The 19,815-nt window shown below is 69.2% G+C and carries 24 protein-coding genes; 12 read left to right on the forward strand and 12 right to left on the reverse strand.

Annotated features, from left to right (window positions below):
* Positions 1 to 36: 36 nt before the first annotated feature.
* Together ACLQ28_RS18325 and ACLQ28_RS18330 are read right to left on the reverse strand one after the other, a co-directional pair.
* Positions 37 to 225 carry a DUF3037 domain-containing protein gene (locus tag ACLQ28_RS18325; protein WP_425687484.1) on the reverse strand — a complete coding sequence of 63 codons (189 nt, stop codon included), beginning with the start codon at positions 223 to 225 and terminating at the stop codon, positions 37 to 39.
* Positions 226 to 314: 89 nt separating this feature from the next.
* Positions 315 to 707: a hypothetical protein gene (locus tag ACLQ28_RS18330; protein ID WP_425687485.1), complete on the reverse strand. Its 393-nt coding sequence runs from the start codon at positions 705 to 707 to the stop codon at positions 315 to 317.
* Positions 708 to 839: 132 nt separating this feature from the next.
* On the opposite strand from ACLQ28_RS18330, the gene ACLQ28_RS18335 reads away from it, so the two are divergent.
* Positions 840 to 1,961 carry a winged helix DNA-binding domain-containing protein gene (locus tag ACLQ28_RS18335; protein WP_425687486.1) on the forward strand — a complete coding sequence of 374 codons (1,122 nt, stop codon included), beginning with the start codon at positions 840 to 842 and terminating at the stop codon, positions 1,959 to 1,961.
* 62 nt (positions 1,962 to 2,023) lie between these two features.
* Here ACLQ28_RS18335 and ACLQ28_RS18340 read toward each other — a convergent pair whose 3' ends face one another.
* From ACLQ28_RS18340 to ACLQ28_RS18355, 4 genes are read right to left on the reverse strand one after another with little or no spacing between them, the layout of a single operon-like run.
* Positions 2,024 to 3,232, reverse strand: coding sequence for an ABC transporter ATP-binding protein (locus ACLQ28_RS18340; protein ID WP_425687487.1), 1,209 nt, complete (start codon positions 3,230 to 3,232; stop codon positions 2,024 to 2,026).
* A 10-nt stretch (positions 3,233 to 3,242) separates the two neighbouring features.
* Positions 3,243 to 4,079: a carbohydrate ABC transporter permease gene (locus ACLQ28_RS18345; protein ID WP_425687488.1), complete on the reverse strand. Its 837-nt coding sequence runs from the start codon at positions 4,077 to 4,079 to the stop codon at positions 3,243 to 3,245.
* 1 nt (position 4,080) lies between these two features.
* Entirely contained in the window at positions 4,081 to 5,058 is a 978-nt protein-coding gene (locus ACLQ28_RS18350; RefSeq protein WP_425687489.1) for a carbohydrate ABC transporter permease, read from the reverse strand.
* Positions 5,055 to 6,341 (reverse strand): ABC transporter substrate-binding protein, encoded by a 1,287-nt coding sequence (locus ACLQ28_RS18355; protein WP_425687490.1) that lies wholly within the window; start codon positions 6,339 to 6,341, stop codon positions 5,055 to 5,057. The genes ACLQ28_RS18350 and ACLQ28_RS18355 overlap by 4 nt, the downstream gene beginning before the upstream one ends.
* A gap of 224 nt (positions 6,342 to 6,565) precedes the next feature.
* On the opposite strand from ACLQ28_RS18355, the gene ACLQ28_RS18360 reads away from it, so the two are divergent.
* The gene (locus ACLQ28_RS18360; protein ID WP_425687491.1) at positions 6,566 to 6,943 is read left to right on the forward strand and encodes a PadR family transcriptional regulator; all 378 of its coding nucleotides are present in this window, start codon (positions 6,566 to 6,568) and stop codon (positions 6,941 to 6,943) included.
* Positions 6,944 to 6,945: 2 nt separating this feature from the next.
* Positions 6,946 to 7,641, forward strand: coding sequence for a hypothetical protein (locus ACLQ28_RS18365; RefSeq protein ID WP_425687492.1), 696 nt, complete (start codon positions 6,946 to 6,948; stop codon positions 7,639 to 7,641).
* Between the two features lie 14 nt (positions 7,642 to 7,655).
* On the opposite strand, the gene ACLQ28_RS18370 is transcribed toward ACLQ28_RS18365, so the two are convergent.
* Positions 7,656 to 7,910 carry a flavin reductase gene (locus tag ACLQ28_RS18370; protein ID WP_425687493.1) on the reverse strand — a complete coding sequence of 85 codons (255 nt, stop codon included), beginning with the start codon at positions 7,908 to 7,910 and terminating at the stop codon, positions 7,656 to 7,658.
* A gap of 280 nt (positions 7,911 to 8,190) precedes the next feature.
* On the opposite strand from ACLQ28_RS18370, the gene ACLQ28_RS18375 reads away from it, so the two are divergent.
* The 5 genes from ACLQ28_RS18375 (at position 8,191) to ACLQ28_RS18395 (ending at position 10,992) form a co-directional block, all read left to right on the forward strand.
* Positions 8,191 to 8,991, forward strand: a complete 801-nt coding sequence (locus ACLQ28_RS18375; RefSeq protein ID WP_425687494.1) for a helix-turn-helix domain-containing protein — start codon at positions 8,191 to 8,193, stop codon at positions 8,989 to 8,991.
* Positions 8,985 to 9,167 (forward strand): DUF397 domain-containing protein, encoded by a 183-nt coding sequence (locus ACLQ28_RS18380; protein WP_425687600.1) that lies wholly within the window; start codon positions 8,985 to 8,987, stop codon positions 9,165 to 9,167. Before ACLQ28_RS18375 ends, ACLQ28_RS18380 begins: the two co-directional genes overlap by 7 nt.
* 183 nt (positions 9,168 to 9,350) lie before the next feature.
* Positions 9,351 to 10,052: a VOC family protein gene (locus ACLQ28_RS18385; protein WP_425687495.1), complete on the forward strand. Its 702-nt coding sequence runs from the start codon at positions 9,351 to 9,353 to the stop codon at positions 10,050 to 10,052.
* 185 nt (positions 10,053 to 10,237) lie between these two features.
* Positions 10,238 to 10,669 carry a hypothetical protein gene (locus ACLQ28_RS18390; RefSeq protein ID WP_425687496.1) on the forward strand — a complete coding sequence of 144 codons (432 nt, stop codon included), beginning with the start codon at positions 10,238 to 10,240 and terminating at the stop codon, positions 10,667 to 10,669.
* Positions 10,670 to 10,716: 47 nt separating this feature from the next.
* On the forward strand, positions 10,717 to 10,992 hold the full coding sequence (locus ACLQ28_RS18395) for a hypothetical protein (RefSeq protein WP_425687497.1): 276 nt from the start codon (positions 10,717 to 10,719) through the stop codon (positions 10,990 to 10,992).
* 33 nt (positions 10,993 to 11,025) lie between these two features.
* Here ACLQ28_RS18395 and ACLQ28_RS18400 read toward each other — a convergent pair whose 3' ends face one another.
* The 4 genes from ACLQ28_RS18400 to ACLQ28_RS18415 all read right to left on the reverse strand — a co-directional run bounded on the left by ACLQ28_RS18400 (position 11,026) and on the right by ACLQ28_RS18415 (position 13,715).
* Entirely contained in the window at positions 11,026 to 11,313 is a 288-nt protein-coding gene (locus tag ACLQ28_RS18400) for a hypothetical protein (protein WP_425687498.1), read from the reverse strand.
* 16 nt (positions 11,314 to 11,329) lie between these two features.
* Positions 11,330 to 12,031 carry a hypothetical protein gene (locus ACLQ28_RS18405; RefSeq protein ID WP_425687499.1) on the reverse strand — a complete coding sequence of 234 codons (702 nt, stop codon included), beginning with the start codon at positions 12,029 to 12,031 and terminating at the stop codon, positions 11,330 to 11,332.
* Positions 12,032 to 12,324: 293 nt separating this feature from the next.
* Positions 12,325 to 13,023 carry an HAD family hydrolase gene (locus ACLQ28_RS18410; protein WP_425687500.1) on the reverse strand — a complete coding sequence of 233 codons (699 nt, stop codon included), beginning with the start codon at positions 13,021 to 13,023 and terminating at the stop codon, positions 12,325 to 12,327.
* Between the two features lie 113 nt (positions 13,024 to 13,136).
* Positions 13,137 to 13,715: a TetR/AcrR family transcriptional regulator gene (locus ACLQ28_RS18415; protein WP_425687501.1), complete on the reverse strand. Its 579-nt coding sequence runs from the start codon at positions 13,713 to 13,715 to the stop codon at positions 13,137 to 13,139.
* Between the two features lie 319 nt (positions 13,716 to 14,034).
* Between ACLQ28_RS18415 and ACLQ28_RS18420 the strand changes: the two genes are divergently transcribed.
* Positions 14,035 to 14,814, forward strand: a complete 780-nt coding sequence (locus ACLQ28_RS18420; protein ID WP_425687502.1) for a hypothetical protein — start codon at positions 14,035 to 14,037, stop codon at positions 14,812 to 14,814.
* 438 nt (positions 14,815 to 15,252) lie between these two features.
* Complete coding sequence (locus ACLQ28_RS18425) at positions 15,253 to 15,906, forward strand: HAD family hydrolase (protein ID WP_425687503.1); 654 nt, start codon at positions 15,253 to 15,255, stop codon at positions 15,904 to 15,906.
* A gap of 46 nt (positions 15,907 to 15,952) precedes the next feature.
* Here the strand turns inward: ACLQ28_RS18425 and ACLQ28_RS18430 are convergent, their stop codons facing one another.
* Positions 15,953 to 18,061, reverse strand: a complete 2,109-nt coding sequence (locus ACLQ28_RS18430) for an IPT/TIG domain-containing protein (RefSeq protein ID WP_425687504.1) — start codon at positions 18,059 to 18,061, stop codon at positions 15,953 to 15,955.
* A 217-nt stretch (positions 18,062 to 18,278) separates the two neighbouring features.
* On the opposite strand from ACLQ28_RS18430, the gene ACLQ28_RS18435 reads away from it, so the two are divergent.
* Together ACLQ28_RS18435 and ACLQ28_RS18440 are read left to right on the forward strand one after the other, a co-directional pair.
* A complete protein-coding gene (locus ACLQ28_RS18435; RefSeq protein WP_425687505.1) occupies positions 18,279 to 18,740 on the forward strand; it encodes a MerR family transcriptional regulator in 462 nt (153 codons plus the stop codon).
* An 18-nt stretch (positions 18,741 to 18,758) separates the two neighbouring features.
* The gene (locus tag ACLQ28_RS18440) at positions 18,759 to 19,811 is read left to right on the forward strand and encodes an NAD-dependent epimerase/dehydratase family protein (protein WP_425687506.1); all 1,053 of its coding nucleotides are present in this window, start codon (positions 18,759 to 18,761) and stop codon (positions 19,809 to 19,811) included.
* Positions 19,812 to 19,815: the final 4 nt, after the last annotated feature.

Genomic DNA, 19,815 nt, shown 5'->3' on the forward strand with positions numbered 1-19,815 from the left:
TTCGTCTCGGGTCAGCTCCCGCGACTACCCGTTGGGTCAGATCTCTAACGGAGGGACCAGCCGCTGCTGGCAGTAGAACAACACGCCGACGTTGATCTGCTCGCCGCGCTCGATGCGGGGCACCAGCCGGATGAGCGCGTATTTAGCGGATCGCGGTGACCTGGCGGAGCACGCCGCCCACCCTACTGTGATTGGCCGGGCAGGGCGGCCGCCCTGCCCGACCATGCCCGTCCCGGCGAGAGCGGCACCTCTGAGTCGTGGTGATACCTCAGAGCCAGCACGCGCACGGGTGCGGGCCGGAGTCGGTGCGGGCGTCAGTCGAGCTTGTCGCGCAGTTTGTCGACCTGGGTCTGGAGGCGGTCCACCGCGTTCTCGTTGTTGACGAACGTGGTGATGCCCGCGGCCAACCCCAAGCCGATCAGTACGGCCACGATGCTGAGCACGAGGCCGCCGATCGACACGCCACGGCCGGTGACCCCCGGTCGGCGGGCCATCTTGAGGCCGACGATGCCGAGGATGATCCCGATGATGCCGAGCACCAGCCCCAACCAGGCGAGGATGGCCGTCAACGCACTGAACAGACCGGCCACCCCGAACACCAGGGCGAAGGTCGCGGCGGCGCTCGTCTTCGCGTGGCCGTCTGCCCGATGGGTCCGGGACCCGGCCGGTGCGCCGGCACCCCGGGCCGGCTCGCTTGCGGCAGTCATGAGACTCCCTTCCGTACGCGCGGCGCGCGCACTTCCGGATGGCCGCCTTCCCATTGCGTGTGCGGTTATGCCACATCCGGTGCCCGGGCGCGTGCCCTACCCTGACGCAACCACCTCCGGGGAAGGATTCCGATGACCAGGGACCTCACGGCATCCGAGGCGCTCGATCTGCGGATGACGAGCCTGCTGCTGCGGGCGCACCCGAACGCCCAACCCGGCGGCGTCGCCGACGTGGTCGAGTGGTTCGGCGCGATGCAGGCGCAGGATCTGGCGAGCGGCCTGTGGTCGTTGGGCGCCCGGCTACCGGGACGGACCATGGTCGACGTGCAGGCGGCGCTGGAGCGCCGCGAGGCTCTGCGCACGTGGCCGATGCGGGGCACCGTGCACCTCGTCCCACCCGCCGACGCCCGCTGGATGCTGGAGCTGACCGGCGTCCGCTCGCTGGCGGCCGCGGCGACGCGCCGGGCGCAACTCGGGCTCACCGATGTCGACGCGGACCGGGCGGTGGACGTGCTCGGCGCCGCGCTTGTCGGTGGGGGCCGGCTCACCCGAGCGCAGTGCCTGGCGGCCCTTCGCACGGCCGGCCTGTCGACCGACGACCAGCGCGGCTACCACCTGCTCTGGTATGCGAGTGTGCGCGGGGTGACCTGCGTGGCACCGAACGTCGGCACCGAGCAGACCTTCGCCCTGCTCGACGAGTGGGCGCCCGAGCAACGCCACCTGGAGCGGGACGAGGCCCTGGCGCTGCTGGCCCACCGTTACACCCGTGGGCACGGGCCGGTCACTGCCCGCGAGTTCGCCGGCTGGACCGGCCTCACCCTGACCGATGCCCGGCGCGGGCTGGCCGCTGCCGCCGATGTGCTGGGCACGGTCCGGGTCGATGGTGAGCCGATGCACGTCGACGCGGCGTTGGCCGACATCGCGTTGGCCGACGCACGCACGCCGTTGGACGACGTGCTGGCGCTGCCCGGGTTCGACGAGTACCTGCTCGGCTACCGGGACCGCGCGCTGATGCTCGACCCGGCGCACCAGCCGGCCGTGGTGCCGGGCAACAACGGCATCTTCCAGGCCACGGTGGTCCGCGCAGGCCGGGTGGTAGGCGTGTGGAAGCGCAAGATCGGGCGGTCCGCGGTCACCGTGACGATCCAACCGCTGACGCCGCTGGACGCTGCCGCACGCGCCCGGGTAGAGCAGGCGCTGGGGCGGTACGCCGACTTCCTCGGGCTGCCTGCTCGCTTCGACTGGCCGGCCTGACCGCCGCTCGCGCACGACGGGGGCCGGCGGGCGAACCCACCGGCCCCGTCCGGGTGGCACTGTCAGTCGGCGAGCGCGCCAGCCGCCCGGCCCTCGTGCAGGGTCAGGTTGCGGCCGTTGGCCGGGTCGAACAGGTGGATCTTCTCCAGGTTGAACCAGACCCGACGCGACTGCCCCTCGGCGACCGGGGACTCCGCGGACAGCCGGGTCACCAGGTTGCCGCCGGCACCGGCGAAGTCGGCCGCACCGGCGTCGGCGGCCAGCTCCTCCAGCTCGGCAGCGCTGGCCCGCTCCCCTTCCACGGTGAAGTAGACGTACTTGTCCGAGCCCATCGACTCGACGATGTCCACCGGGGCCTCGAACTCGATGCCCCGGCGGCGGGTGTCCTCGTCGACCAGCTCGGCGTCCTCGAAGTGCTCGGGGCGGATGCCGAGGATCAGCTCGCGGGGTGCGTCCGCCGCCTCCAGCTCGCGGCGCAGCCGGTCGCCGAGGGGCACCTCACCCAGTGCGGTGTGCAACCCGCCTTCCTGCACGGCGGCGTGCAGGAAGTTCATCGACGGCGAACCGATGAAGCCGGCGACGAAGAGGTTGCGCGGGTGGTCGTAGAGCTCCTGTGGGGCACCGACCTGCTGCACCGCACCACCGCGCATGATCACCACCCGATCGCCGAGGGTCATCGCCTCGGTCTGGTCGTGGGTGACGTAGACGGTGGTGGTGCCGAGCTTCTTCTGCAACCGGGACACCACCGTGCGCATCTGCACCCGCAGCTTGGCGTCGAGGTTGGACAGCGGCTCGTCCATCAGGAACGCCTTCGGCTGGCGGACGATCGCCCGGCCCATCGCCACCCGCTGGCGCTGCCCGCCGGAGAGGTTGGCAGGCTTGCGGTCGAGCAGCGGAACCAGCTCCAGCACCTTCGCCGCCTCGTCGACCTTCTGGTTGATGGTCTCCTTGTCCAGCTTCGCCAATCGCAGCGGGAAGGCCATGTTCTCCCGCACGGTCATGTTCGGATAGAGCGCGTACGACTGGAACACCATGGCGATGTCCCGGTCCCGGGGAGCCTTGTCGTTGACCCGCTGCCCGGCGATGCGCAGCTCACCGGAGCTGATGTCCTCCAAACCGGCGATCATGTTGAGGGTTGTGGACTTACCGCAGCCCGAGGGCCCGACCAGGATCACGAACTCGCCGTCGGCGATCTCCAGGTCGACGTCCTGCACGGCGACGGTCCCGTCCGGGAAACTCTTGCTCACCTTGTCGAGCACGATGTCAGCCATGACTACTCACCTATCCCTTGACTGCGCCGGAGGTCAGGCCGGACACGATGCGGCGCTGGAAGAAGAGGACGAACAGGATGATCGGAACGGTGATCACCACGGCGGCGGCACAGATCGCCCCGGTGGGGTCCTCGAACTGCGACGCGCCGGTGAAGAACGACAGCGCGGCCGGCACGGTGCGTGACCGCTCGGTGGAGGTCAGCGAGATGGCGAACAGGAAGTCGTTCCAGCAGAAGATGAAGACCAGGATCGCCGTGGTGAACAGCCCGGGCGCGGCCAGCGGTGCGATCACCCGCCGGAACGCCTGCCCCTGAGTGGCACCGTCCATTTTGGCTGCTTTCTCCAAGTCCCAGGGGATCTGCTTGAAGAACGCCGACAGCGTGTAGATCGCCAGCGGCAACGCGAAGGTGATGTACGGCAGGATCAGCCCGGGCCAGGTGTCGAAGATCTTGAGCTGACGCTCGATCTCGAACAGCGGGGAGACCAGCGACACCTGCGGGAACATCGCGATGAGCAGGGAGATGCCGACCAGCAGCCGCTTGCCGGGGAAGTCCAGCCGGCTGATCGCGTACGCGGCCATCGCGCCGAGCACCACCGCGATCAGCGTGGCGATCAACGCGATGCCGATCGAGTTGACCAGCGCCCGGACGAACTGGTCGGTTTCGAAGATCGTCCGGTAGTTGTCCAGCGTCCACTCCCGGGGGAAGAATTTTCCGTCGGTGAGGGTGGCTGGCGTCTTGAACGACAGCGACGCGATCCACAGCACCGGGACCATCGCGAAGACGACCACGAGGACGTCCAGCAGACCCCAGCGCAGCTTCGCCCGGGTGGTGGTTTCGACAGCCATGTCAGCGCCTCTCCCCGTCGTCGCTGCCGGGGGCAGCGGTGCCGAACAGCTTCACGAAGACGAAAGCGATGATCGCCACGGTGATGAAGATCAGCACCGACATCGTCGAGCCGACGCCGAGGTTGAGACCCCGGAGCAGGTTGTTGTAGGCGAGCATCGACACCGACGACGTCTCGTTGCCTCCGGCGGTCAGCACGAAGATGTTGTCGAAGACCCGGAACGCGTCCAGCGTGCGGAACAGCAGCGCGACCAGGATCGCCGGCTTCATCACCGGCAGCATCACCTTCGTGAACTTCTGCCAGGCCGTCGCGCCGTCGGTGGACGCCGCCTTGAGCAGGTCCTCCGGCACCAACGCCAGCCCGGCCATCAGCAGCAGCGCCATGAACGGGGTGGTCTTCCAGATCTCCGCGAGCATGATGATCGCCAGGGCGCTGGCCCGTTCGGTGAGCGGCGCGCCGTCGCTGAACAGGTCGGCCAGGTAACCGGTGCCGGGCGTCCAGGCGTACCGCCAGGAGAACGCGGCGACCACGGTGACGATCCCGTACGGGATGAGCGCCGAGGTCCGGACCAGGCCACGGCCGACCAGAGTGCGGTGCATGATGATCGCCAGACCCATGCCGAGCACCAGCTCGACGGCCACGGTGACCACCGTGATCAGCGTTGTCACCCCGAATGCGGTCCACCAGAACTCGTTGCTGAGCACGGTGACGTAGTTCTCCAGCCCGATGAACTCGCGCTGGTCGGGGAAGCGCAGGTCGTAGCGCTGCAACGACAGCCAGAACGAATAGATGATCGGGTACGCGGTCACCAGGACCATGACCAGCGCGGCGGGCGCGCAGAGCAGCAGGCCGAGTTTGCGTTCGGCTTTCTTGTTTTCGCTCAGCGGCGGCTTGCGGCGGCCGGCGCGTTGGGTGGGCACGGTGGCGCGCTGGCCGGTCTCCTCGGTGGCGGAGTCTGTCGGCGCGGCGTTGATGCTCATGGAAGCACCCCCTTCGACTGGAGGGCGTCGGCGATGGCGTCGCGCAACTCGTCCGCGGTCTGTTGCGGGCGGATCGCCGACGGCGGGGACAGGATTGCCGACATCACGGTGGAGATGCTCTGGTAGGCCGGGGTCAGCGGACGGGTCGCCGGCTCCTTCAGCTCCTCCAGAATCGTGTCCTTCATCGGGTACGCCTCGGTCATCTCCGGCTCGTCGTAGACGGCCTCGATGGTCGGCGGCACGCCGTCGTTGATGGCGGAGAACTTCTGGTGCTCGGCGCTACGGATGCACCGGGCGGCTTCGAAGGACAGCTCCGGGTGCTTGGAGTAGGAGCTGACCGCCAGGTTGACCCCACCGATGGTGACCTTGCTGGGGGTGCCCTCGTCGACGCCGGGGATCCGGGCCCAGCCGACCTGCTTGGCCAGCTCCGGGTTCGCCTCCTGCAGGGCCGGGTAGACGAACGGCCAGTTCACCTGGAACGCGCCCGAGCCGGACTGGAACTCCAGCCGGACCGGATCTTCGGTGGCGTTGCTGAACGACGGCGAGGTCACGCCCGACGTGGCGAAGCGCTGCAGTTGCTCCAGCGCCCGAACCGTGCCGTCGTCCATCACGGCCTGCTTACCGTCGTCGTCGAGGATCTTTCCACCGGCGCTCTCGGCCAGGGTGTTGTAGAGGACGACCAGACCCTCGTACTGGGCGCCCATGGTGAGCACCTGGTACGGCTTGCCCTGGTCCTTGAGCTGCTGGGCAGCGCTGATCATCTGGTCCCAGGTCGTCGGCGGCTGGGGCACCAGGTCCTTGCGATACCAGAGCAGCTGGACGTTTGTGTTCTTCGGCGCCGCGTACAGCTTGCCTTCGTAGCGGGCGGTGTCCAGCGGCCCGGCGAGGGTGCCCTGCTCGACCTCGGCCTTGTCCTGGCCGGTCCACTCACGGATCCAGTCGGCGCTGGCGAACTCCTGGGTCCAGGTCACGTCCAGGCCGAGCAGGTCCATCCCGCTGTCCTCGGCGGCCAGCCGGCGCACCATCTGCACCCGCTGGTCGTCGGCCTGCCGGGGCAGGACCCGGTAGGCGATCTCATACCGCCCCTGGGCTTGCGCGTTGCAGTCGTCGACGACCTTCTGCAGGTTCTGCTCGGGCGGGTAGTACAGGTTGATCGTCGGTGGGCCACCAGCTTCGTCCGCGCCGCACGCGGCTAGCGGCGCGACCAGCGCCAGCGCGGCAGCTGCCGCTCCGAGCCGAACAATCGGCCGACGCCGGCGTCGAGCCGTCTCGGGGTCCGTCATCGCCCTCCCCCTCTCTTCGGCGAGAACCGGGGAGGGGCAACCGTGCCCCGGTGCACGGCGAGACATTCCGAGCCGGTGAGCTGCGCAAACACGCCCGCCCGGGTGCTCCGTGCGGGCTACACTGCCCCACCCGTGAAGCCGCGAAACCTGGCCACGAGGACGGCCGAACACGGGTTTTCGCTTCGGTATATCGCGACGCCAAATAGCAAGGTATTATGTGTCGCATGGTAGTGGCAGGGAGTCAGCCGGTTGAAGACAACGAGCGGCAGACCCAACTCTTGCGGGGCGCGCTGGACATGTGCCTGCTGGCGCTGCTGGCGCGCGAGCCGGCGCACGGCTACGAGCTGGTTCGGAGGATGGAGACAGCCGGGTTCGGCGCGATCAGCTACGGCACCATCTATCCCCTGCTGACCCGGATGCGCCGACTTGGCCTTGTTGCCCACGAACAGCAGGCCAGCCCCACCGGCCCACCCCGCAAGGTCTACGCGCTGACCGAGCCCGGCCGGACCCACCTGGACGCCTGGCGGAAACAGTGGAACCACTTCGCCGACACTGTCGGCGCCGTTCTCGACCCGCTCGACCATCGCCCCCCGAGGAGTTGACCATGGACACCATCGACAGTCTTCTGGGCGAAGCCGACCAGGCGTGGCGCGCGTACGGGGTCGGCCCGGCCGATCGGGCGGCACTCGGCGCCGATCTGCGCCTCGACCTGCGGGCCGCGGCTGCCGACGGGGGCGACCCCGCGCAGTTGATCGGCGATGACGTGGCCGGCTTCGCGCGGCGGCTCGCCGACGAGGCCGGTGTCCGACGCGTGCGCAGCGACTACGGCCGCGTTCTCGGCACCGCACTGATCGGCGCGATGGCCGGTGCGGTGCTCGGCTACGGCCTCCTGATGGCGGTCTACCCGATATTCGTCCGCGTGGTCGACATCCCCCGCTCGATCGACGTACCGATCCAGCTCGCCGTCGCCGTCGGATACGGCATACCGGCCGCCGTGGTCGCCGCGGGAGCGGTCATCGCGGTGCGGACCCGGCTACGCGACCTGCCCAAGATCCGGCGGACGGCTCGGTTGATGAGCGTCCTCGTGCCGGCGGCCGGCATCGTCATCACGCCGATCACCGTCGGCTTCGCCTGGGCCACCGGCTACAGCACGGCACCCGAAGTGGTGACTACGGAGATCGCCATGGTCCTGGCCGCGCTCGCTGGTGCCACGGTCCTGGCCCGCCGTCTGTCGCTCCGCGAGGGCCGGACCGCTTCCGACACCCCTCACACAGATACCACGGTAATCAGGCCCGTGTGACGCGCCACCTATCGTCAGCCCCGGGCCCTCGCCCAGGAGAGGAAGCGCTCGGTCATCCTGGCTGGCGGATGATCCGGGTGGAGTTGGGTGAGCTGGTTCGTCGCCTCGTGCATCAGGGTGCCGAGATAGATCAGCAGTGCGGTCCGGCTGGCCCGGTATTCGGCCAGCAGGGCGAGCTTGGCCGGCTGGCAGGGCCACTCCTTGCCGCAACTGCGGCACCGCCACAGCGGGCGCATGGCGACGTGCGGGACGGGCGGCCGGATCACCATCACCGCCACCGCACCGCGGGCTGCTGGTCTGTCGGGCTCAACACATCGACCTCCTCGGGGGGCAGGGAAGGGGCCGCTCCCGCAAGGGGGAGACGGGAGCGACCCCGGGTGCAGGGCCCGCCGCCGCCATTGCGGCCACCAGCGGACCCGCCACTGGTGACAGTGTGGTGATGACGCGACTACGGTCGATACGTGCTCGCGCCATCCGTGCAGCTCAACGGTCCAGGCGAGCACCTAAGAGGGACACGCCGAGCCAGACTGAGCGAAGGTTGGGGAATCGATGGGGACCGTCACCGACTACGTGCTGGAGGAACTACGCCTGTTCCGGACGGGGTTCGGGCTCAGTCAGGACGACTTCGGCAAGGGCATCGGCTATTCGGGATCGCACGTCAGCTCGGTGGAGACCGGCGGGCGACCGCCCACGAAGGAGTACATGAGGGCGGTCGACACCCACCACCAAACCGGCGGACGCTTCCTGCGCATGTTGGACGGGTTGGCCCAGCTCGACGCCGAGCCGGCCTGGCTCCGCGAATGGATCGAGTTCGAGCGGGAGGCGACCACGCTGCGCTGGTTCGAGTTGGCGTACGTGCCGGGCCTGCTCCAGACCGAGCGGTACGCCCGCGCGACGCTGGCCGGTGGCCGGTTCGACGCGGAGGACGTGGACCGGATTGTCGCCTCCCGGCTGGAACGGCAGGCGATCCTGCAACGCCCGCGCCCGCCTCAGCTCATCGCCGTCCTGGACGAGGCCGTGCTGCGCCGGCCGGTGCTCGACCAGCCGGGGCTGATGGTCGAGCAGTGTGAGCACCTGGTCGAACTGGCGGCGGCGGAGCATATCCAGGTGCACATCGTGCCGGCGGATGCTGGGATGTACCTGGGGCTGGCCGGCCAGTTCATCATCGCCGAACTGCCGGACGGCGCGCGGGTCGCTCATGCCGACAACCAGCTCACCGCGCAGATCATCGATACGCCGGCCGATATCGCTAAGCTGGCGAAGACATGGGAGATCGTGCGGAACGAAGTGCTTCCGCGCCGGCAGTCAGTCGAGCTGATCAAGGAAGTGGCGAAGTCATGGACATGCTGACCCCGCAGTGGCGCAAGTCGACCAGGTCCGGCGGCAACGGCGGGTCCTGTGTCGAGGTCGCCGACAACCTGCCGCACGTGGTCCTGGTGCGTGACACCAAGGACCGCGACGGCGGCACCCTGCACGTCGACCCGACGGCCTGGACGGCGTTCGTCGAGTACGTCAAACAGCACTGACCGTGCACCCGCTCCTCGCGGGCTGTCTCCGGGGCGAGCGCCCGGCAAGATCCGCACAACTTCCCTGATGGTGCTGCCTCGGGGCCGCCGGAGGCAGCACCATCACCGAAACTGCGCGGATCTTGCGGACCTCCTTGCACGCCCGCACGACACCGGGCCCACTGGACCAGGCAGGTTGGAACCATGATCGCTCAGTTCAAGGATCTCTGTCTGGATGCCGCTGACCCGCTCGCGCTGGGTGCCTTCTGGGCCCGGATGCTCGACGCGGACGTGGCCGACGCCGGTGACGACGACACCCGGGTGGACCCGCGCTCGGCGCGCTCAAAGGCCGAGTCGATCTGGGTGAACAAGGTGCCGGAGCCGCGGGTCGGCAAGACTCGCGTACACCTGGATCTGCGGTTGGCCGACGCGGAGCCGGCGGCGCTGCTCGCGGATGGCGCGCGACTGGTCCGCGAGCCCACCGGCGAGGCGACCTGGTGGGTGCTGGACGACCCGGAGGGCAACCCGTTCTGCGCGTTCCCGGCCCGCGACGGCACCCGGCCGGGCCCGTTCGAGCTGGTCGTCGACTCGACCGCCCCGGCCGCGCAGGCAACGTGGTGGGCCGGGGTGGTCGGCGGCACCGTCGAGGACGAGGGGACCCACGCGTCGGTGGTCGGCGCGTCCGGGTTCCCCTGGGACTACTGGGTCTTCGACGCGGTGCCCGAGCCCAAGACGGTCAAGAACCGGCTGCACTGGGACGTCGACCTGGTCGACCCGGAGCCCACCGCGCTGATCGGCGCCGGTGCGACGCTGCTGGCGGAGCCGAGCGCCCGCAGCAACTGGTGGGTGCTGGCCGACCCGGAGGGCAACGAGTTCTGTGCCTTCGCACCACGCTCAATTGGGTGAACGACCGACTACCGAGCGCGGGCGGTGTCGGCTAGCGTTTTCGTAACGCCGCAGCCAGCGCGGTCGCCGCCGCCGTCGACACGCCTCGGCCGACCCCCAGCCTGCCCGATCGGTTGGTAATCGCGGGAACGTCCCACCGCCGCTCCCCCGGTTCGGCAGGATCGTCCCAACGAGGAGGTGCCGTCGTGCAGGACACCCGCGCTCTCGCCCTGACGTTCGAGGTGAGCGGCCTGCCACCGGTAAAGACCGAAGCGTTGTCCATCTTCGCCGCCGGGCATCGGCAGGCGACGAGGGTCCGCACCCTGCTCCAAGCCGCCCTCACGGCGGCCCAGCGCACCGGCTGGACGCCGTTGCCCGGGCCGATCGAGGTGGACCTGGTCCTGCGCTGCCCGCCTGGGCACCGGACGGCCGACGCCAGCACCCTGCTTGGCGGCGTCTGCACGGTGCTGCAAGACAAGAAGCGGGTGTCGAGCATCGGCCTCACCCACCTCGGCGTGCTGGTGGACGTCGCCCTCTTCGACGACGACCGGCAGATCCGCCGATTGTCGTACCAGGAGGAGCCGGCGGAGGACTTCTCGTACCAGGTGCGGGTCGCCGCCGTACCGGCCGGGGTTTGATCAACGTCCGCGGTGGGGTACCGCGGACGCCGACGAAGGGAGCACCGATGTCGGAGCCACATGTCACGCTCGACCCACGCGGGCTCGACCCTGTGCAGCAGAAGCTGCGGGGCCCGCTGGAGGAGCAGCTGACCTCGGCGCTTCAGGCGGCCACCGACCGGGTCCGCACCGGCTACGCCGGTGAGCCGGTCGAGCAGGTCTGCCAGCGGCTCCTGGACGAGACCCGCTCGGGTCTGCATCCCGACATCGCGGCCGCTTTCAACCCCGACATGGACGAGTTCTGCCGGGTGGCGGTGGCGATCGTCCGACGCGAAGGATCCTGATAGTCCCCTGGCCGGGCTGGGACTCTGGATCGGTCAGGCCGCCACGGGGTCGACCCGCCAGCCGGTCGTCGGGTGCGCCGCGACGGTGGGCGCGGCGGCCAGGTCCTCCAGCGTGCGACGCAGCCGCGCGCCGGGGATCCCGAGCTGCCGGGCGACCCGCTCCGGCTGACGCAGGGCGTCGGACGCCGCGCCGAGCAGGGCGAGGAGCCGTCCGGCCACCTCGTTGTCAGATCGCAGGGCGGAAACCACGGTGGCCAGACTGGCCCGTACCGACAGGTCCTCGTAGTCCAGCAGATCGAGGCGTTCCCGCCCGTCGGCCAACTGGCCGACCAGGGCACTAACCGATGAGCTCCGGCACCGATCGGTCGATGCTGATAGTCAGCGGACCGTCCGGCTGAAGTCCAGAAACACCGACGGCCCGATCGACCGACGCCAACCATCCAGGCAGTGCCGACTCCACCAGGTCGATAGAGGTCGTCACCGGCGAGTACCCGATAGTGAAGGCTCGGATGTCGTCGCCTACATCCAACCTGATGAACTGCCATCGGGAACTGGCGCGGTCCGCAGCACGCAGCGTCAATTCAGAGTTGTTTATGGAGGCGATGAATTCCCCCGTGACACCGACCACCTCCCGACCGACGTTTCGATTGACGAACGTGAAGGAATCCACGACCTGCTCGCCGCCCGACAGGTACGACCTGAGGTCGGATGCCTTCTTCACCGAGGCGAGGTCGGCATCGCACAGCCAGGTGGATCGTCTCAGGCAGAAGCTCGGAGCCTCGCCTTCCGGCTCGTCCTCCAGCGAGGTGTCGGTCCGGTAGATCCCTGTGACGGAAACACCGGGGCCCTCATCGATCATGGCCGTCAGCCAAGGCTGGAACAGCAATCGGTCCCCTGCAAAAGAGGCACTGATCATTCGGATTCCGGCCAGCTTGGCCACAGCGATGCGCTTGAGCGTGCCGACGTTCTGCAGGAGGCGAGGCGGTCGCATCACCGTGAATCCCAGGTACCCAGCTTCCGCACCTTGGCCATCACCCACGGAAGCCGCCCTTCAATATGCGCGGGATCACTAGAAATCCGCCATGTTCCCCAACATACAAACCCTCGTTCGGATCAGTACCCTTCTGGACGGCGAAGATGTTGTCGTTCTTGTCGACCTAGAGATCGAAGTAGGATTCTTTATCAGGCAGGCCATCCTTGACCGTGTGCGGGTCGACCCCGTTGCGCTTGAACCACCGGTCGTCACGCTTCGTCGGGTTGTCGGGCTTTGGCGTCTCCAGGCCTGTCGGCGTACGCGATCATAATCGTCGATGCTGTTCGCGTTTGCTGCGGTCAGAAGTGCCACAGCAGGTCGCGGAACGCGGCCAGCCGCAGGACACCGCCGTCGGTCGGGTCCAGCTCGTCGTCCTCCAGCACCCAGGTGTTTTCGTTCGGGATGAACACCGCGTTTAGCCCGGCAGCTCGCGCCGGCAGGATGTCCGACTTCGGGGAGTTGCCGATCATCCAGGCGCCGGACGGGTCGAAGCCGTGTTCCCGCACCAACCACCGGTACGTCTCGACGTTCTTCTCGGCGACGATGTGCGCGGCCCGGAAGTGGTGCAGCAGCCCGCAGGCGTCCAGCTTGCGTTGCTGCTCCGCCTGGTCGCCCTTGGTCAGCAGCAGCAACTTGTGCCGATCAGCCAGCTCGTCGAGCGCATCGGCCACACCGGGCATCAGCTCCACCCGGTGCTCGATCAGGGCCACCGACAGCCGGTCGATCTCCTTACGTTCGGAGTCGGTGGCCGGCCGCTCCCGCAGCCGCTCCAGGCACTCCGCCAAACTGCGCAGGAAGACCTTGCTGCCGTACCCGTGCGCCACCGCGTTGGCCCGCTCGATATCGTCGAGGATCGTTCGAATCTCAGCCCGATCCAAGGTGGGGTGATCGAGCCATTCGAGGAAGTCGTCAATCACCCGCTCGAAGACGACGTTGTTCTCCCACAACGTGTCGTCCGCATCGAAGATCAACACCTGCGCCTGCCGCCGCGCCGTCATACCAAGTCCTCCTCGTGCCAGCTGTCGAGGCCGAGGAAACAGGATAGGCGCGAGATCGACTACCGATTTTCTCGGCGCGATCTCCCCCGCCTGACAGCGGCGCGCGTTGCTGGTCACGGCCAACGCAGCAAGCGCTGTGCGATCAACGCTTCCCTCTCCTCCTGCCCTTCAGGGCGGAGCCGGCCACCCCGGGTGAGCATCACCACCCCGTGCAGCAGGCTCCAGCCCACCTCGGCGAGGGTGTCCGGGTCCCGGCCCTCGGCCAGTGGGGTCAGGGCCGCACGCAGCTCGGCGAAGACCGCCCGCGGCGCGGCCGGCACCCCATCGACGCCGAGGGCCAGGTCGGGGGTCAGCGCGAGCATCGCGTCGTAGACCTCAGGATTCGTGTACGCGAAGTCGAGGTACGCGCTCGCGACCGCCGGCCAGGCACCCTCGGGGCTGCTGGCGGCCTCTGCGTGCGCCTCCGCCAGATCGGCGGCCAGGTCGGCGAAGGCGCACACGGCGACGGCGGCGAGGAGCGCCTCCAGATCCGCGAAGTGTCGGTAGAGGTCGCCGACGTCGATCTCGGCCCGCTCGGCGAGGCGTCGGGTGCTCACACCCGCCCAGCCCTCCACCTCGGCCAGCTCTCGCGCGACCGCGACGATGAGGTCACGCCGGTCCTGTTCGGTGGCCTTCTCGGCAGGTCCGGGCACGCACCCGAGCCTAGGGGTGGACACCAGCCGTAGTCTTCCGGTGACGGATTGGCGACTGTGCCGGATCCTCAGGCCAACTACGCCAGCCGGTCGTCGATGATGGGGTGTTGCAGGTACGGCGGCCACGGAACCTGCCCCCACGTGCCACAGCCGACCCCTGAGTCGTGAGCACTCCAGCTGTAGAAGGATGCCACCGCTATGAGTTGCCTCGGGCAGCCCGGGCACGTTGTCAGTGGCGGCAACTACCTTTGCCGGTGTGACAAATGATCTCCGTGAAGCGTTGATTCCCTTTCGTACGAGGGCCGTTGAGGTGGGCAGTGTGGACCCGATACCGGCGGAGGAGGTGGACCGGTGGATCGGCCACGCCCGGCCTTGCGCGATCCTCAGGTTGGACGGAGAGGGGCCGGTCGCGGGGAGGTTCGGCGGGCCGCTGCTGCTGCCCGCCGACGTCCCGGACCCGAGGCACCCGTACGTCGGGTACATCGACTTCGCCGCGTTGCCGAAGGGCTCGACGGACCTTCCTCTGCCGCCGGACGGACGCCTGCTGCTCTTCGCCGAGATCTGGGAGCTATGGGACGGCGACAACCGCGGCCATGCCGTCTATGTCCCGGCCGGCACCCCGGTGACAGAGCGCGACAGGTATACCTGGACGGCCTACGGACTGACCTACGGGTACAACGACGTCGACGAGTTCCGGGAGAACTTCGACAACTTCCCGCAGGGCGAGTTGAGAGTCACGGCCGAACCGGACCTGCCGGACCAATCACCTGACGGTTTCCCGCACGCGGACGGGCTCTTCGATGTCTGGTGGGACGTCGCGGGCAGGAACCGGAACCGGCATCTGCAGCTCGGCGGCTACGCGGCGTACCCGGACCCGCTGGAGGAGATCGTGAGCTGCGCTGTGCAGCAGGCCGAGCAAGGGCGGTGGGGTGGCGGTGAGCCGGTGTCGGGCGACCCCGAGGACTGGGTTGCGCTGGCCTACTGGGACGCGGATGTCGCAGACCGGGAAGGCACGCAAATGCAGTGGGTCATCCAGCGCGCGGACCTGGAGGCCGGTCGCTTCGACCGCACCTACGTGACCGGCTACTACAACCCCTGACCCGGCCGGGCGAGCCGGTGACCGTGACGGACGGTCAGCGGCTCGCCGGGGCCGTCAAGCCCTGCCGCAGCCCACCAGCGGCGGTCGGACACGGCGCGCCATGAATTCGGTCCTGAGGGTGCGGATCGAGAGGTCGGCTGCGAGCTGGTCACTCGTCGGACTTCCCAGCGCGGGTCCCTGGGCGGAGCCCGCACCCGGGTCTCCCCGTACCTGACCGAGGCCCTCGTTGTCCCGGGGGCGGTGTGGTTGATGTCCGAGGCCGTGGCCGAGCTTGAGACCCGCAGTGGGGCATCCGATGCCGCCACTCCTCAAGCGGATCTATCTCGAAGTCGCCGATCGGAGCGCTGAGCGATGAGTGCACGCCCCGACAACGCCGTAAGCATGAGCGTCGATCGCATCTATGCTCCACCGGCAACGCGACCGTGACGGGAGACCGCAGTGATCGACACGATCTTCTTTGATATCGGCGGGACGATTCTTGACGAGTCCCGCGAGTTCGAGACCTGGGCGGACTGGCTCGGCGTTCCACGGCACACGTTCTCGGCGGTCTTCGGTGCGGTGATCGCCCGGGGTCTGGACTATCAGGAGACGTTCCGGGTCTTCCGGCCCGATTTCGATCTCGCGGCCGAGCTGGAGCGCCGAGCAGCTGCCGGCAAGCCGGAGTCGTTCGGCGAGGACGACCTCTACCCCGACGCGCGGGGCTGCCTGACCTCCTTGAAGGAGCAAGGTCTGTTCGTGGGCCTGGCCGGCAACCAGCCAGCTCATGCCGAAGCGCTCCTGCACGCTCTCGACCTCCCGGTGGACGCGATCGGCACCTCACACGGTTGGGGCGTGGCGAAGCCGTCACCGGTCTTCTTCGAGCGGGTCATCAGCGAGGGCGGTGGCGATCCGTCCTCGATCCTCTACGTTGGCGACCGCCCCGACAACGACGTACGCCCGGCCATGGTGGCCGGTATGCACACGTGCCTGATCCGACGCGGTCCGTGGGGTCACATCCTCGACCTTCCGGCCGTGTCCGAGCAGTGCCTGTTCCGCATCGACTCGCTCGACGAACTCCCGAGCCTGGTCGCGAAGCACAACGCGGCAAGGTGAGCGTCCCGGTCAGGGCCCTTGCGGGGGCCCTGACCGGGACGACCGGTCAGCCGATCCGGCCGGCGCGCTGCCTGCGCCCGGTCAGCAGCACGAGGACGATGCCGAGGAGCGCCAGCATCGCGCCGACGGTCAGCGGTGCGGCGATGGCGTCACCGGTCACCGGCAGGCTCCGCGGAACGTAGCGGAAGGTGAGCGCGCTGGAGACCCCACCGTCGGTGCGCACGACCACTGTCGTGTTCCCGGCCGCGCAGGGTGGCGTACGGAAGGTCAACGAACGCCCATCCGGTGCCACGGTGACCTCGTTCACCGGGATGGTCCGGCCGCAGATGGTGACGACGGTGCCGCCCGGAACGAAGCCGGAACCACCGACCGTCACGGTGGTGCCGCCACCGGCCGGTCCCTGAGCCGGGGACAGCGCACTGACGACCGGCGGGGCAATCCGGTACGCGAAGCCGTCCGGCACGACGACGTCGTCACCGGGAAGTTGGACGGTCACGTCCACCGGGCCGGGCAGGCCCGCCGGGGTGACCACGGTGATCGTCGTGCCGGCCTGGTTGACGGTGAACCCGGTGCCGGGCACCCCGTCGAACGTCACGCCTGTCGCGCCGGTGAGGCCGGTCCCGGTGATGGTCACCGTGGTGCCACCCGAGTTCGGGCCCGTCGTCGGGGTCAGACCGGTCACGGCGGCGTCACCCTGATCGGCCAGGTACGTGTAGTCCAACGGTGCGGACGAACCACCGCCAGTGGTCACCACCACGACCGCCGGGCCGATGGCGCCGGGCGGGGTGACCGCCGTCAACGACGTGCCCTGCGGATTCACCGTGACGTTGGTGGCTGGTGCACCGTCGAACGTGACAGTCGTGCCACCGGGGACGAAGCCCGTACCGGTGATCGTCACGGTCTGTCCACCCGCCTGCGGGCCCTGGTTCGGAGTGACCGCCCCGGCGGTCGGAGCAGCCGCCACGTACGTGAAGCCACCCGGCGCGTCCGCGTTCGCCCCCGGGAGGAGGACGCTCACGTCCACCGGGCCGACCGGCCCCGGCGGTGTGACCACGGTCAGTGAGGTGCCGCTCGGGTCTACGACGAGGTTGGTACCCAGCGTGTCGCCGAAGGTCACGCCCGTCGCGCCGGTGAACCCGGTCCCGGTGATCGTCACCGTCGTACCGCCGGCGGTCGGCCCGGAGTCCGGCGTGAGGCCGGTGACGGCGCCGCCGCCGGCCAGGTACGTGTAGCCCAGCGGCGGTGCCGTGCCGTTCACCGTGCTGACCACCACCGACGCCGGGCCGATCGCACCGGCCGGGGTGACCGCCGTCAACGAGGTGCCGCCCGGTGCCACCGTGACACCGGTTGCCGGCACGCCGTCGAAGGTGACAGTGGTGCCACCCGGGATGAAGCCCGTGCCGGTGATCGTCACCGTCTGGCCGCCCGACTGTGGGCCCTCGTCCGGCGTGACCGTAGCGGCGGTGGGCGTCGCCGACGGCCGCTCACAGGTGGCCTCGGCCACGATGACGGTTCCGACCGGAATGATCGTCGGGGTGCCGAGGACGGTGCCCGACAAGGAGAGAGTGACCCGCACGGCGACCGCGGCGGCACCGTTGGCGGTGGTCATCTCGGTCCGGGTCAACGAGGCGTCCAGGATCGCACCCAGCAGCCCCGGCACCACCACGGGCACGCTGCCCACGGTGGGCGGGCCGTTCGGCGTCGGCGCCACCGTCACGCCGAAGAGTTCCATCCCGACGAGCGTGGTGCCGGCGCTTGTCGCACCGACCTGCGGGCAGGTCGCGGTAGCGGCGGCCTCGGTCGCGTCCAGCACGTCGACGCCGAGCACGGCCAGGTTGAAGTTGGTGACGCGGGCAGCGGCAGACGACGAAGCGGCAGCGCGGGTGGCGGTTACCTCGACGGTGCCGCCGGCGGTCACGCCGATCGCCCCGGGCAGCGAGACGGCCTGGTTGTCGGTGTCGGTGCCGCCGCCGGCCGGAGCGGTGGCCGTACCGATGGTCCGGTCCGCATCGATCACAGGAGTGCCGAGCACCGCTGCGGACAGGCCGACGACAACACCCCGCGCGCTCGCGTCGCCCGGTGCCGCCCGCGCCGGCGTCCCCAGTCCCAGGGTCGCCAGGCCGGCGACCAGCACCGCCGTGGATGCGGTCGTCATTCTTCGCAGGACAGAACTCACCAATTTCCCCCGTTCAGCTCGACTGACGGGCGTGCTCAGCGTGTTCGGCACCCGTCAACGATTGAACGAGGGCAAAAAAGACAAGTTGTGGCATTACGGGCATTTCATACCGAAGGCGGCGGTCGTTCGTCGGTATCCGCGTGCCCCGCGTCACGACGTTTGACTTGAAGCGCTTGAGGTTGGGGACGCTTCGGTCATGGCAGCGACGAGGGCCGGTCGGGACCGGACACAACCACCCCTGACCATCCAGGAGATGGCCCAGCGGTCGGGCTTCAGCGAGCCGACGCTGCGCTACTACGAAAAGGTCGGCCTGCTTGGGGTGGTGCCGCGCGACGACAGCAGCGGCCACCGCCGCTACGACACCCCGCTCGCCGAGCGGGTCGACGCCCTGGCCTGCCTGCGATCGTCCGGAATGAGCGTCGCGGAGATGCGCCGGTACCTGGCACTGCTCGACGAGGGCGACCGGGCGGCCGCCGCCGAACAGCACGACCTCTTCGCGCGGCATGCCGAGCGGCTGACCACCGAGATCGAGCGGCTACGGGTACGCCAGGCGTACATGCGCGGCAAGGCGGACATGTGGGCCGCCCGGTACCGCGGTGACAGCGCTGCCGAGGCCCGCGCGATCAAGCAGGTCGAACGAACCCTTCAGGAGTTCTGAACAACGATGGGAGAGATCATGCGCAACGACATACCGCTGAGCGCCACCGACGACACCCCCGTGCTGGTGACCGGTGCCACCGGACACCTCGGCGGGCACTCCGTCGTCCGGCTGCTCGACGAGGGCTACCGGGTGCGGGTCACCGTCCGCGAGCCGGGCCAGCAGGACGAGGTGCTCGACCGGCTCCGGCAGATCGGCACGAACCCAGACGGCCGGGTCGAGTTCCGGACGGCGGCCCTGTCCACCGACGAGGGCTGGGCCGAAGCGGTCGACGGGGTGCGGTACGTGCTGCACCACGCGTCACCGTTCCCGTTCACCCCGCCGAAGGACGAGGACGAGGTCATCCGGCCAGCACGCGACGGAGCGCTGCGCGTCCTGCGGGCCGCCCGCGAGGCCGGCGTACGGAGGGTGGTGCTGACCTCGTCGTACGCGGCGGTGGGTTACACGGTCAAGCCCGACGGACGATACAGCGAGGCGGACTGGACGAACGTTGATGACAACATTCCCGCATACCACAAGTCGAAGACGCTCGCCGAGCGCGCCGCCTGGGACTACGTCCGGGACAACGGCGGGGTGGAGCTGAGCGTCGTCAACCCGACCGGGATCTTCGGGCCGTTGGTGGGACCGCGGGTGTCCGCGTCGACCGGCCTGGTGCAGGCGTTCCTGCAGGGGTCGATGCCGGTCGTACCCCGGATGTACTTCGGGGTGGTGGATGTTCGGGACGTGGTCGACCTGCACCTGCGCGCGATGCTGCACCCGGCCGCTGCCGGCGAGCGGTTCATCGGCGTCGGCGGGCCGTCGGTCAGCTTCTTCGAGGTGGCGAAGATGCTGGCAAAGCACCTGCCCAGCCTCGCCGACCGGGTGCCCGCCCGGGAACTCACCGACGAGGAGGTCCGCGAGGCCGCGAAGACCGAACCGGCGCTGCGGGACGCGGCCGCCCTTCGTGGCCAGGTCCCGCTGATCAGCAACGACAAGGCTCGCAATGTCCTCGGCTGGCGGCCTCGCCCGGTGGAGACGACCATCACCGACACCGCCGACAGCCTGATCAAGTTCGGCCTCGTGACCGGCTGACGGT

Origin of the sequence: Micromonospora sp. DT201 (assembly GCF_049841575.1) — a bacterium.
GTDB lineage: Bacteria > Actinomycetota > Actinomycetes > Mycobacteriales > Micromonosporaceae > Micromonospora.